This is a genomic window from uncultured Acetobacteroides sp. (assembly GCF_963667355.2).
Classification (GTDB): Bacteria; Bacteroidota; Bacteroidia; order Bacteroidales; family ZOR0009; genus Acetobacteroides.
On the sequence record NZ_OY763328.2, the window covers coordinates 3,182,620 to 3,195,830 of the forward strand.

At 49.6% G+C, this 13,211-nt stretch carries 11 protein-coding genes; 2 read left to right on the top strand and 9 right to left on the bottom strand.

The genetic code is table 11. The features are described from left to right. The first annotated feature begins 67 nt into the window (after window positions 1–67). Window positions 68–778, top strand: coding sequence for a 7-cyano-7-deazaguanine synthase QueC (gene queC, locus ACHZA1_RS13150; protein WP_320052328.1), 711 nt, complete (start codon window positions 68–70; stop codon window positions 776–778). 72 nt (window positions 779–850) lie between these two features. Here queC and ACHZA1_RS13155 read toward each other — a convergent pair whose 3' ends face one another. From ACHZA1_RS13155 to ACHZA1_RS13185, 7 genes are all read right to left on the bottom strand, one after another. Then, window positions 851–1,723, bottom strand: coding sequence for a TraB/GumN family protein (locus ACHZA1_RS13155; RefSeq protein WP_320052329.1), 873 nt, complete (start codon window positions 1,721–1,723; stop codon window positions 851–853). A gap of 37 nt (window positions 1,724–1,760) precedes the next feature. After that, complete coding sequence (locus ACHZA1_RS13160; protein WP_320052330.1) at window positions 1,761–2,378, bottom strand: HAD family phosphatase; 618 nt, start codon at window positions 2,376–2,378, stop codon at window positions 1,761–1,763. Between the two features lie 669 nt (window positions 2,379–3,047). Continuing rightward, window positions 3,048–4,364, bottom strand: coding sequence for a TolC family protein (locus tag ACHZA1_RS13165; RefSeq protein WP_320052331.1), 1,317 nt, complete (start codon window positions 4,362–4,364; stop codon window positions 3,048–3,050). Further along, the gene (locus ACHZA1_RS13170; RefSeq protein WP_320052332.1) at window positions 4,364–7,459 is read right to left on the bottom strand and encodes an efflux RND transporter permease subunit; all 3,096 of its coding nucleotides are present in this window, start codon (window positions 7,457–7,459) and stop codon (window positions 4,364–4,366) included. The genes ACHZA1_RS13165 and ACHZA1_RS13170 overlap by 1 nt, the downstream gene beginning before the upstream one ends. Window positions 7,460–7,487: 28 nt before the next feature. Next, window positions 7,488–8,537, bottom strand: coding sequence for an efflux RND transporter periplasmic adaptor subunit (locus ACHZA1_RS13175; protein WP_320052333.1), 1,050 nt, complete (start codon window positions 8,535–8,537; stop codon window positions 7,488–7,490). A gap of 140 nt (window positions 8,538–8,677) precedes the next feature. After that, window positions 8,678–9,226, bottom strand: coding sequence for a pseudouridine synthase (locus ACHZA1_RS13180; RefSeq protein ID WP_320052334.1), 549 nt, complete (start codon window positions 9,224–9,226; stop codon window positions 8,678–8,680). Between the two features lie 68 nt (window positions 9,227–9,294). Then, window positions 9,295–9,816, bottom strand: a complete 522-nt coding sequence (locus ACHZA1_RS13185; protein ID WP_320052335.1) for a nitroreductase family protein — start codon at window positions 9,814–9,816, stop codon at window positions 9,295–9,297. Window positions 9,817–10,335: 519 nt separating this feature from the next. On the opposite strand from ACHZA1_RS13185, the gene ACHZA1_RS13190 reads away from it, so the two are divergent. Then, a complete protein-coding gene (locus ACHZA1_RS13190; RefSeq protein WP_320052336.1) occupies window positions 10,336–11,346 on the top strand; it encodes a potassium channel protein in 1,011 nt (336 codons plus the stop codon). An 11-nt stretch (window positions 11,347–11,357) separates the two neighbouring features. Here ACHZA1_RS13190 and ACHZA1_RS13195 read toward each other — a convergent pair whose 3' ends face one another. Together ACHZA1_RS13195 and ACHZA1_RS13200 are read right to left on the bottom strand one after the other, a co-directional pair. Next, on the bottom strand, window positions 11,358–12,089 hold the full coding sequence (locus ACHZA1_RS13195; RefSeq protein ID WP_320052337.1) for an MBL fold metallo-hydrolase: 732 nt from the start codon (window positions 12,087–12,089) through the stop codon (window positions 11,358–11,360). A gap of 125 nt (window positions 12,090–12,214) precedes the next feature. Continuing rightward, on the bottom strand, window positions 12,215–12,976 hold the full coding sequence (locus ACHZA1_RS13200) for an SDR family NAD(P)-dependent oxidoreductase (protein ID WP_320052338.1): 762 nt from the start codon (window positions 12,974–12,976) through the stop codon (window positions 12,215–12,217). Window positions 12,977–13,211: the final 235 nt, after the last annotated feature.

Below are 13,211 nucleotides of genomic sequence, written 5' to 3' on the forward strand. Positions count from 1 at the left end.
GAGGATTTCGCAGGTCCTCTTTTTTTTGCGCTAAATTTGTGCGGCGTACGCTTAAGAAGAAATTAGAATGACAGCATTAGAAATATTCGAGAAGCAGGTAACGGGAAAGAAGGCTTTGGTGATCTTCTCGGGTGGACAGGATAGCACCACCTGCCTGCTTTGGGCCCTGAAGAAGTATGACGAGGTTCGTGCTATCAGCTTTAGCTACGGGCAGCGCCACAGCGTGGAACTGACGCTGGCGGCCGACATCTGCTCCCAGTTGGGCGTAGCGCAAACGGTGGTTGACCTGTCGGTGCAATTTGCCGAGCTAAACGAGTCGGCCCTGCTGACGAAAGGCGACGATGTGAATGCGGAGACCACCCGTGGCCTTCCCGCCTCGTTTGTCCCCAACCGAAACCTTATCTTCCTGATTTATGCCCATACTTTTGCCCAAAAGATAGGCTTCGACACGCTTGTTACTGGCGTTTGCCAAACCGACTACTCGGGCTATCCCGACTGCCGCTACGACTTCATCCAGTCGGCAAAGGCTACCATGAATATGGCTAGCGAGGTGGACATCGAGATCGAAACCCCAATCATGTGGCTTAACAAGGCGGAGACCTTTATGCTTGCCGATCTCTGCGGGGATATCAATATCATCATTAATAAAACCCTTACCTGCTACAATGCTGAGCTAACCATGAACCGCTACGGCTACGGGTGCGGCAAGTGCAACGCCTGCCTGCTAAGGGCGAGGGGGTACGACGAGTACGTTGAAATGGTGAAATGCAGCGAGTAGTGAACTTGTTTCTACCATAAATCAAAAAAGCGCAGAGGTTATCCCCTGCGCTTTTTTGTTTATCATGCCTGCTTACTTAATGGCAACGGGTTCTACCGTATAGCCTTTTTTCTTCAGCAGCTCCAGGATGCCGTTGCTGCCGGGAAGGTGCCCCGCGCCAACGGCAATAAAGCAGCTTCCGGCATCAATTTTCTTTTTTAGTCGGGGAATCCACTTGGTGTTCCTATCCGTGATAAGTACCTGATCGAACTCTGGGTACTCCTTGTTTTCCTCTTTCGACATTTTTGCAATCTGGTCGAGCTGCTGCGAGGTGTAGGCCGCCACCATTTGCTGGTACTGCTGCCTGGTTTTGCTCATGTCGGAGATCATTTCCACCAGCTGCTTCACCTGCTTGTCGAACGGCAGGCGGTCGAAGGCTTCCACCTGTTCGGCAACCGTTTCGATGCCGTCAATGGGTTTGTTGGCCTGCTTTGCCTGCGCCAGCAGGTACTCCTCGTAGCTGGCGGGGGTAGAGCCCACCACCTTCGATAGCAGCAGGCTGGTAAACACGAACGGCTTAAGCGCGGCCACCTGCTCGAAGGGGATGCCTGCCGAATCGGCCATGTAGCGCGATACCTTCTCTAGCTCTTCTGGCGTCATGAAATCCTTGATGGATTTTCCCTTGGCCGCAATCAGCGCGGGAAGCGAGGAGAGCTCTTGGGCGTCGTCCATGTCGATTTCGAGCACCAGCCGGTCGGATGCGTTCAGCGCCTCGGCGGCTGCCTTGGGGAAGAAGAACTTGGACTGGGGCAGCGCGTGGATGGTCCCAAATATGAACGTTGGCTTAGCGGCACCTTTGGCGGTAACCTTCCAGAGCAGCGAGCTCTGCTGTGCGCCAGCGCCGCCTGCCAGGAGCAGCAGCCCTGCTGCTAGTAGCGCCTTGCGTAGGTGTATCTTCTTTGTCATAGTGGTATTGTCGAATGGTTGGCTAGTGCAGGTTTTGCTAGAGGTTTACCCCGAAGGCGGCCAGCTCCTTCTTTAGCTGCTCGGCATCGCGGAAGTTGATGGCGTTGAGCCCGAGGCGCTGCCCTGCCTCTACGTTGGCCTTGTTGTCGTCGATGAATACGGCCTCCGATGGGGTTACCGAGTAGCGGTCGAAGAGGATCTGGTAGAAGTCGTCGAAGGGCTTGCGCGTCTTCTCCTCGCCCGACACCACCACCCCGTCGAACCAGCCGAGGAAGTCGAAGTGCTTTTGGGCCGTTGGAAACGTTTCGGCGCTCCAGTTGGTAAGGGCCAGCAGCTGGTACTCCTGGTTCTCCTTCAGCGTCTTCAGGATTTCCACCGTTTGGTGGAGCGGTCCGCCCAGCATCTCCTCCCAGCGGCCGTAGTAGGCCTCAATCCACTCCTTGTACTGGGGGAACTCGGCCACCTTCTCTGCGGTAGCCACCTGGCACAGCTTGCCGGCATCCTGGGGCTCGTTCCATCTGTAGGGGCAGATCTCGGTGAGAAACCACTTCATCTTCTGCTCGTCGTTGTCGAATATCTTGCGGTACACGTACTCCGGATTCCAGTCGACAAGCACCCCGCCGAGGTCGAAGATAATTGTTTTGATGTTGCTCATGAATTGAGTTTTGGTGAGCCGCAAATGTAGCAAATGTTGCCTTTGGCTCGCCGCAGAGGGGCATCCGAAAGCGTTAATGTGTTTTCGAAAAGCTACAGGAGGTTAACTGCTTTTGCCGACAGTCCTCTGCCAATCGCCGAAAGGGCAAGCTGTACCCGTTTGGGGGTATCGTACGGCTGCAGCAGGGCAACTACTCGTGGTTTAGCCCCTTCGATCATTATGTATTTTTCAAGACAATAGTTGATGTGAAAAATGCAGCTGTATTCTTAGTGAAGATAGTTGCGGCATGAAAAATACAAGTGTATTCTTTGTGATGAGAACTGTGCCTTGAAAAATACATTTGCATTTTATGTATAACAGTATTGGTGATGTAAAATACATTTGTAAATTTTGCGATGCTACTTTATGCATTAAAAATACACTTGCAAAATTTATTGCGCTTTATGTGATGAAAAATACAAATTTGACAAAGCCCAGAAACGAAGAGCCGTTGGGGTTCCGAAGGGCGCCAGAAGGATAAACGCAGGAGCAGGTGGGCTTCCGTCGTGCTGCAAAGGGGAAAACGGACTTCGAATTGGCATGCTGCCTTATGGCGGAACGGGAAAATCGGTGTCGGTTGGGGAATAAAAAAGGCGAACCCGATATCCGGTTCGCCTTTTCGTATGCTTTCTACTGCTGGTCGGGGAGGGTGAGGGTGCCCGATATCCGGCGGAGCTCCACCTCAGTATTCTTCAGGTTAACCTGCGCGTTGATCAGCCGGTACGATACATCCACGAAGCTGCGCTGGGTTTCGCGCATGTCGATGTCGCTGATCGACCCCTGCTCGTAGGCCTTTAGGGCGATGGTGAGGTTCTTCTGCGCCAGCTCCAGCGACTTTTGCTCGATCTCCACAACCGACTGCGCGGTGGTGTAGGCGTTGTAGGTCTTTAGGATGCTGGTGCGCAGCTCCTGCTCGAGCTGCTGAACCCGTACCTCCATGCTGCTTACCTGCAGCTGCGCGTTGCGCTCGTTGCGGCGGATGTTAAACCCGTCGAAGAGCGTTACGCCTGCCGTAACGCCAACGTAGGGCCCGTGCGAACGGAGCGCGTCGTAGCTTCCGTTGGTGTAGCTGTACTTGTTGAAGGTGTAGCTGGAGTTGAGTGTCACGTAGGGCATCGCCATCGACTTTACCTCCTTTACGCCCAGCTGCTGGATGCTCAGCTCCTGGCGTGCCTCTATCAGGCTGGGGTTTTGCTCCATTGCCTTAGCGGCGATATCCGGGTAGGCGATGGGGCCAGCCGTTGGCTGCTGCTCCTCTACCTCAAATGCGGTTTCTGGTGCTCTGCTCAGCAGCTGGTTGAGGTCGGCCTTCAGGTTGCGTAGGGCGAGGCTTTGCTGAACGAGGTTCGAGCTGTCGCTCTTGTAGTCCACCTCGGCTTTCAGCAGGGCAACATCCGACCCCGAGCCAACCCGCTTGGCGGTTTGGGCGATCCTCACCCGCTGCTCCGAGATGCTCATGGTTTCGGTGAAAACCTTTATCAGCTGCTTCTGCTGAACGATGGCGTTGTAGGTAGATATGATCTGCGCCGCAGAGTTCTCCATGTTTACCCGGAGGGTGGTTTCGCCCTGCTTCTGCAGGAGGTCGAGCTTCTCCTTGGCGATGAACATGCCCATGCCGTCGAAGAGCGTCCACGAGAGCGATACCCCAGCGTTGGCATTAAGCGTGCGGGGGCTTGCCGATGTGGTGGAGCCATCGAGGCGGGTGGTCTTGTCGGACGATGCCTTGATGTTGCCGCCAACGGTGGCGTCAACGCGGGGCAGGAAGCCGGCATTGCCGTAGGTGTTGTTGTTGGCTGCAATGCTGCTGCTGTTCTTGGCTATTTGTATCGAGTACCCGTTTTCGAGCCCCAGCCTTACCGCATCCTTTAGGGTAAGCACCTCTTGAGCCGAGGCGCTAGTCCCGCCGAGTGCTGCGGTAGCAAGGAGTATGAGTAGCGTTTTTTTCATTATTCTATGGATGTTTGTTCACCAAATTTCTCATGATCCTGATCCTGGTCGTGCCTAATGTTCGCCGTTTTCCTCGACATGTAGGTGTATAGGGCCGGAATCACGAAAAGCGTTAGGATAAGCGAGAAGAGTAGGCCGCCGATTACGACAATCCCCAGCGGAATACGGCTGGTAGAGGCGGCACCAAGGGCAAGCGCAATAGGCACTGCTCCGAATACTGTAGCAAGGCTGGTCATCAGGATGGGGCGAAGGCGGAGTGCCGCAGCTTCGATAACCGCCGTGCGAATGTTGATGCCTAGCTGCTTCTTTTGGTTGGCGAACTCTACGATCAGGATGCCGTTTTTGGTTACAATACCCACCAAAATGATGATGCCGATTTCGCTGAAGATGTTCATCGTTTGCCCGAATATCCAGAGCGAGAGCAGCGCACCTGCCAGCGCCAGCGGAACGGTGAACATGATGATGAGCGGATCGCGGAAGCTCTCGAACTGGGCCGCCAGAACCAGATAGATCAGCACTATTGCAAGTATAAACGCAAAGTAAAGGCTGTTGGAACTCTCCTCGAACTGCTGCGAGATGCCCGACAGGGTGGTGGAGAAGGAGTCGTCAAGCGTCTCCTTCGCAATGCTACGCATCTCGTCGATTCCTTGCCCCATGGTTTTTCCAGGGGCTGGGTTTGCCGATACGGTTGCCGAGATGTAGCGGTTGTAGCGGTAGCGTTGTGGAGGAGTGCTCTCCTCGATGGTCGAAACGAGCTCGCCTAGCTGGATCAGCTCACCAGAATCGCTGCGGATGAATATGCTCTTGATATCGTTGGGGTCGTCGCGTAGGTCGCGCGAGGCCTGCCCAATCACCTGGTACTGCTTGCCGTTCATGATGAAGTAGCCGTAGCGCTGGCCGCTAAAGTATAGCTGTAGCGCTTCCGAAATGTCGGCTACCGTTACGCCAACCGAGCGAGCCTTATCCCTGTTGATTTTAATCTGCAGCTCTGGCTTGTTGAACTTCAGGTTGACGTCGACGGTTTGGAATACCGAGCTTGCCTGCGCCTTATCCATGAACTTTGGGAGGTACTCCTTCAACTTCTCAAAGTTGGGTGCCTGTATTACAAAGCTAACGGGCATTCCACCGCCACGTCCTGTGCTGATGGTCTGGTCTTGAATGGCAAACGACTTGGCAAAGTTGTTCTTTTTGGTAACCTCCGATAGCGCGTCGGCAATTTGCTGCTGGCTTCGCGAGCGCTCTGATGCCGATACCAGCGATATTCTGATAAAGCCCGAGTTTGCGCTACCACTTCCAGGAGCTGTTAGGGCTATAATGCTTTCTACTTCGGGTATTGTATCAACAACTTGGGCCAGATCCAGCATGTAGCTATCCATCTTTTCGAATCCGGTACCTTCGGGGGCAGTTGCCATTATCGATACACGACCTTTATCCTCGAGTGGGGCAAGCTCCGATGGGAGCATTTTCCCAATAACAACAATAATCACGAACGAAACAACCATGATGACGATGGCAACCCACCTGATACTCACGAATCGGGTGAGCCCCCGGCGGTAGCTGCTGCTTAGCCATTCGAAGAATCGCTCCGAAAACTGGTAGAACTTGCTCTCGCTTTTCTTGTGTTTAAGAACCCGGGCGCACATCATAGGCGTTAGGGTTAGCGATACGAAGCACGATATAAGAATCGAAGATGCCACCACAATACCAAATTCGCGGAATAGTCGCCCTGTGACGCCTTGGAGGAAGATAATCGGGAAGAAAACGGCAATAAGGGTGATGGTCGTCGACAAAATGGCGAAGAAGATTTCCTTCGTTCCTTCCATGCTCGACGAGTAGTTGTCCTCGCCGCGTTCGATGCGCTTAAAGATATTCTCGAGCACCACAATGGCATCGTCCACCACAAGCCCTGTGGTAAGCACAATTCCCAGCAGTGTAAGTATGTTGATGGAGAATCCGGCAAGGTACATCACAAAGAAGCTGCCGATAAGCGAGATCGGGATAGCGATTATTGGGATTAGCGTTGTTCGCCAGCTGCGCAGGAAGAAGAATATTACCAGCAGCACAAGCAGGAATGCGAGTAGTATGGTTTCCTCTACCTCCGATATGGCTTTTCGGATATTTTTGGTGACGTCCCAAACAGGGGTAATGCTGATATCCTTTGGTAGCTCCTTTTTTAGCTGGGCTATGCGCGTGTATGCCTCATCGGCTATTTCTATTTGATTCGATCCTGGTTGAGGTATCAGGGCAACGGCAACTTGAGGAACGAGCCCTTTCCCACGGTTGACGCTTCGCTCATTCTCGGGCTTTAGGCTGGCAACGCCAACATCTCGGAGCTTAATATTGGAGCCTTCAATATCCTTTATAATAAGGTTGTTAAAATCATCTACGCTAGTTAGTCGTCCTAACGTTCTGATGCTTAACTCTACGTTATATCCCTCAACTCGTCCTGCTGGCAGCTCGATATTCTCCTTGGCAAGCGCGTTTCTGATATCGCTTGGGGTAACCTTGTAGGTTGCCATTTTTTCGGGATCGAGCTCTATTTTCATCGCATAGCGCTTCTCACCCCAAACGCCAACCTGGCTTACCCCATTTATGGTTTGGAGCCTTTCTTTGAGCACGTTATTGGCTAAGTCGGAAAGTTCGAGCAAGCCCCTATTGTTGCTTTGTATGGAGAATGCTATTACAGGATCGGAGTCGGCGTCGGCTTTCGATACGACGGGAGGGTCAACATCTTTGGGAAGAAGGCGGATAGCCTGCGAAACGCGGTCGCGTACGTCGTTGGTTGCACTTTCCATATCCTTACCAAGCTCAAACTCTACGGTGATACGGCTTCTTCCATCCGAAGACGACGAAGAAAGCGACTTGATGCCTTGGATACCGTTGATTGATGCTTCGAGGGGTTCGGTTATTTGCGCTTCAATAACATCGGCGTTTGCTCCCGTATAGGTTGTCGCTACGGTAACAACAGGCGGATCGATGCTGGGGTACTCACGAACTCCCAAAAACTTGAATCCAACAAACCCGAAAAGGACTATAACAATGGAGTACACCATTGTTAAAACTGGACGTTTTATACTTGTTGCGTAAATGCTCATGGCAAAGAATTGAATGGTTAAGAATCGGTTATTTTACAGTAACATTTACAGGCTTTTCGTCTTTGAGCATCATTAAACCTGTGGTAATAACCGTATCGCCTTGAGCAATACCTTCAATTATTTCAACTTGGGTTCCTGTTCTGTAACCAGTCTTAACCTTGGTGAGCATCGCTTTGCCACCTTTTGCTACGTATAAGTTCTGAGATCCTAGCTGAGGAACTATTGCTTCAGCAGGAACAAGAAGCGCATTTCCTCCTTCTAACTGAATGTTTACCTTAATATATGAACCTGGCAAAAGTATATTCTTCGCATTCGATGCAAGTCCTCTAACCTTTACGGCTCTAGTCATGGGATCTATTTCGGGTTCTATTGCGTAGATCTTTGCCTTGTATTCAGAGTTGTCCCCTTCCACGGTAAAGCCGATTGTCTGACCTTTCTTTACTACCATGGAATAACGCTCTGGTAGATTAAACTCGACTTTTAGGGGGTGAGTTTGTATCAGCTTTGCTATTGTATTACTTTGGCTGACGAAGGCACCTAAGCTAACTGCGCGCAGACCTACGGTTCCATCGAATGGGGCTCGTATTTCTGTTTTTGCAATTTGGGCTTGGGTCATCTGGATATCGGCACGGATGGCATCGAGCGAAGTTTTTGCCTGCTCGTAATCTTGCTGGCTTATTCCGTTTACGGCTAGGAGGGCTTTTTTTCTTCTCTCATCGTTGCTTTGCTGAGCCTCTTGTGCTTTTTGGCGTTTCAATGTGGCTAGCAGATCTGCATCGTTGAGCTTTGCGAGGAGGGCTCCTTTTCGAACGGAGGATCCTTCTACAAGATTAAGGACGATAATTTTCCCTTGTGCTTCTGCCTTTAGCTCTACCTGCTCATTTGCCAAAAGAGTACCATTAAGCGATACCTCATCCTCTAATTTCGATGGTTTGACAACAAGCGCATTAACTGCCAATGGTTTCTTGTCTTTGTCTTTATCCTTTTTTCCTCCCTTTTTATCGGAGCAGGATGCAAGTAGAATGGAACATGCTAGAATTAGCATTGTTGTTTTGTAGACTAACTTAGTAGATTGCATGGACTGTTGATTTATACACTATTTAATGGTCTTTAGACACGATACTTCCTGAAAACTTTTACTTTTTCGCAGTTTTCTTGACCGATTGTTGGTTGTATGGCAAATTACAGATGCTTTAAAGGCTGAAATTATTAATCCTGTTATTGTATATCAATCAGAGTTGATACCTCCTTTTCGGTAAGCACTTTTATATTTCCCGGATTCATGCCGTCAATGACTAATGGTCCAATAGCGCTTCTTACTAGCCGTAAAGTAGGGAATTCAACAGCCGCTGTCATCTTTCTTATTTGCCTATTCTTCCCTTCTGTAATGGTTATCTCTATCCAACTTGTAGGTACGTTTATCCTAAATCGGATTGGAGGAACTCTTTCTGGAAGATCTGGCTCTGCAACTCGATTAACTATAGCAGGACGAGTTCTGTATTCTCCATTAACGTTTATGGTAACTCCTTTGCGTAGCTGCTCTATGGCATCATCTGTAATCTCCCTATCTACCTGCACCAAGTACGTTTTTTTGTAGTGATGTTTTGGATTCAGAAGCCGACTGTTTAGGCTCTTGTCGTTGGTGATAAGAAGCAAGCCCTCGCTATCGTGATCTAGCCTTCCAACAGGGTAGGCGTCTTTGGGAAAGTTGAAGCCAAGATCAGCAAGGGTGTGCTTATCACCCTCCCTGCTGAACTGAGATAGCATACCGTATGGCTTATAAGCTAGAAAGTAAACGAGTCTTTTATTATTCTCTGATTCTCGTCTTGACGCTTTTATTCCCATCGTTCCCACTTTAGTCGCTCTGGTTTATACTTATCCTTCGGCTTGTTTTCGCCTTCAGGATGCCCAACAGGAACTACATTTAGGGGGATAACATATTTTGGGAGATTCAAGCATTTGCTTACAAGTTCAACCCTATCCATATCAGGGTAAACGCCCGTCCAAACGGCTCCTAACCCAAGCGACTCTGCCGCAAGAAGTAGGTTCTCGGTTGCTGCTGAGCAATCTACCACCCACTTGTCTTTATCTTCCTCTTTGGCTTTGGAAAGATCTCCGCATACCACAATAGCGCAAGAAGCATCTTTTACCATTTTTGCGTAGGGAAGGCTTGCCGAAAGTTGGTTGAGCATTTCCTTCTCTGTAATTGCAATAAAAGACCAAGGCTGCCTATTCTTTGCCGATGGTGCTGCCATTGCTGCCCTTACGAGTAATTCTATCGTTTGGCGATCTACAGGTTGCTTAGTGTACTGGCGCACACTCTTTCTTTCGAAGATGCATTTAATAGTTTCGTTCATGTTTCATGCTTTTTAGGACGTCATTCAAAGGTACTAAAACGTCATGTAAACCTCAAAAAGAGTAGGGATGGTTATTGCGAATGGAAGGTTACGTGAAAAAAGCAATGCTAAAATGCATAAAATACAGCGACATGCAAACGCTTGCGCTTTGTATAGTGTTTAAATTTAGTGTTTTGATGTTTTAGGCTGTTTTGTTTTTACTAGTGCATGTCGTAATTGGTGAACTTGCCATGCTGGGAGGCTAAAAAAGAGCATACATTTGTGACTGAGAGAATGAGAATTTCTCAAAAAAGGGTTTCGTTGTGATACCGGATGCTTATTTTGAGACTTTCAACTTGTTAAAACACCATGAAGTTTACGAAAAGCGAGTATTGAAAGTTTGTTCATAAATCGCTTAGATGTTAGTTGGAAATTGATCGCTTAAAAAAAGAGAAGCAGCCCAATACGTTGGGCTGCTTCTCTTTTGTATATCGCCTATATGCTAATTTAATTACCTTTACGGGGCAAAATTGGCATACAATGTTTAACTTCTTTAGGGTTACCAAGATTTATCGTCCAATATTTCTTATTGTAGGGATAATCTCAGTCGGCACCGTTGGTTTTGTTTACATCGAAAATTACAGGCTGCTCGACGCAATCTACATGACCATAATTACAATAGGAACCGTTGGCTTTTCGGAGGTCCATCCGTTATCCGACATGGGGCGAATCTTCACTTCTCTCCTAATTCTTACAACACTTGGTGTTTTTGCTTATTCTGTTACCCTCATTAGCCATTCTTTTGTAGAGGGTGATGCTCGGCGGTATTTTTTGCACAAGTATCTACGGAGAAAAATCAAGAAAATGAAAAATCATGTTATTATTTGTGGATTAGGGCGAACAGGACGTTCGGCCTGCTATCAGTTAATGTCTACCGATTCGGACATTGTGGTGGTTGACAGGAAGGGTGAGCGGAAATCTCCTAAACTGGACGACCTAGTTATGGTAGCTGGCGATGCAACCGACGAAAAGAGCCTTATCGAGGCTGGTATTATGAATGCCAAGGCAATTATATGCACCCTCCCTTCCGACGCCGATAATGTCTTTGTTATTCTTACCGCCAAGGGGCTTAACCCTGCTATTCGAGTAATTAGTAGAGCTTCTCAGGAAAGTGCGTACGATAAAATGCTAAAAGCTGGAGCCGATGCGGTTATTCGACCCGAGGAGATTGGGGGCAACCTTATGGCAAACCTGGTTGTAAAACCCGACATCTCGGCATTCTGGAGGCTGCTTTCCTTTAACGATAGCGCCTCGGGCAACTACAGGGAGATACTTGGCTCTATATTCTCGAAGGAGACCTGGGGTAAGCCTATCCACGATTTGCATATCCGAAGGGCTACTGGGGTGAGCATTATTGGCTACAAGACTGCAGCCGGCGAAATTCTAATCAACCCTACGCTCGACATCCCTCTCGAACCCCACGGAAAGCTTTTCGTGCTTGGAACGAAGGAGCAATTAGAAGCGTTCTATAAGGTATTTGCCAAGAAGTAGGGTCGAGAAGGTTAGTAGATATTCCTAATTCTGACCTCTACGCCTTTTATGCCTTTCAGCCTCTTTTTAACCTCGGTAAGATCCGTCCCCTTATAGTGGTAGGGATATACGATTGTGGGCTTTACCATCTTTACGGCATGCTCGAACATGGTAGCATCCATGGTGTAGGGGAGGTTAACGGGGAGAAAGGCGACATCAATCTTCTTTAAGCTCGCCATTTCGGGGATATCCTCGGTATCTCCGGCAACGTAGAACCGTTTACCACCTATGGTTATCACGTAGCCATTTCCGTCGCCCTTGGGGTGAAAGAGCTCTCCCTTTTCGTTCTTGTGCTGTATGTTGTAGGCGGGCACTGCCTCTACAACTATGCCGCTAATCGTTTTTTTCTGCCCATTCTTTAGGATAACCGTCGGCTTTATGGCGCTGCACTGCTCTGGTGCCACTACGACTGTGGTGCTGGAGGAAAGCTGCTCAATCTCCTTTGCATCGAGATGGTCGAAGTGGTTGTGGGTTACGATGACGATGTCGGCCTTCGGAAGGTTCTCCTGCTTCATAAATGCCTTGCAGGGATCTACGTAGATGTTCTTGCCATCAACCTGAAACAGCAGGCTGGCATGCCCCAGTAGGGTTACGGTGAGCTTGCCTGCGCTTGTTGGAAAGGTGTCGGCACCCTCGGGCTTAAACGACGAGGCTCCTAGCAAAACAACGGCCATTGCGATGGCCAATTGAACTTTTGTAAGCATGGTAGCTGATGTGTAGTGAAACAATAGTTATTGTAGAGCGGCAATATAGCGAATAATATGCAGATGGTGCCCAAACAGGAAGAGGCCGCACGTGGCGGCCTCTTCCTGTTTGGTGGTATGCTTTGCTATAGGTTTCGGGTTACATACATGGCGCTAGCTTGCTGCGTAGGGGTAACCTCGATGTCGTTGATGCTAACGTGGGCAGGCCTAGTTAGCACAAACATGATGGTTTGCGCGATATCCTCGGCAAATAGCGGCGTGATGCCCGCGTAAACGCCCTTGGCCATCTCCTCGTCGCCATGGAACCGTACGATGGAAAACTCCGTCTCCACCATCCCAGGGCGTATCTGCGTTACCTTAACGTTCGATTTCAGGAGGTCGATGCGCATGGCCTTGGTGAGCGCGTTTACGGCATGCTTGGTGGCGCAGTACACGTTTCCATTCTCGTAAACCTCGGTGCCGGCAATCGAGCCAATGTTAACGATGTGGCCCGACTTATGCTCGACCATGATGGGGGCAACCCTACGGGTGATGTACAGCAGCCCCTTAATGTTGGTGTCCACCATGCGTTCCCAGTCGTCCTCTAGGCCATCCTGGAGGTGGCTAAGCCCGGCGGCCAGCCCTGCGTTGTTAATCAGAACATCAATTTTTTTCCAGCGTTCGTGGAGGGTGCTAATGGCGTTATCCACCTGCTCCTTATCCCTGATGTCGAAGCAAAGCGGAAGAACATCTGCCTTGAACTTTACCTCAATTTCCTTCTTTAAGTTGTCTAAAAGCTCAGTACGCCGTCCGGTGATTATAAGATTGTAGCCGTTCTCTGCGAGAAGAAGAGCAGTGGCCCGGCCAATTCCAGAAGTCGCACCAGTAACAAGTGCTATTTTTTTCATTTGGTCTGTTTGTGTGTTATTGAGCGGTTGTATATATAAGTGGGGCAAATGTACGAAAAGGTTTTTGATAGCGCTGCTGGGGGGTGATGCAATTTTGCCAGCGTTCCACATAAAGTGCTTGCCTGCTAGGCAGATGTATGAAATGTTAATTACTCGGCTAGCTCAGAAATTCCACCCTCCATCGCAGGCTGATGCTCGCCCCCTGCCTGCGCGCTACCTGCTTCTGACTTGGCCT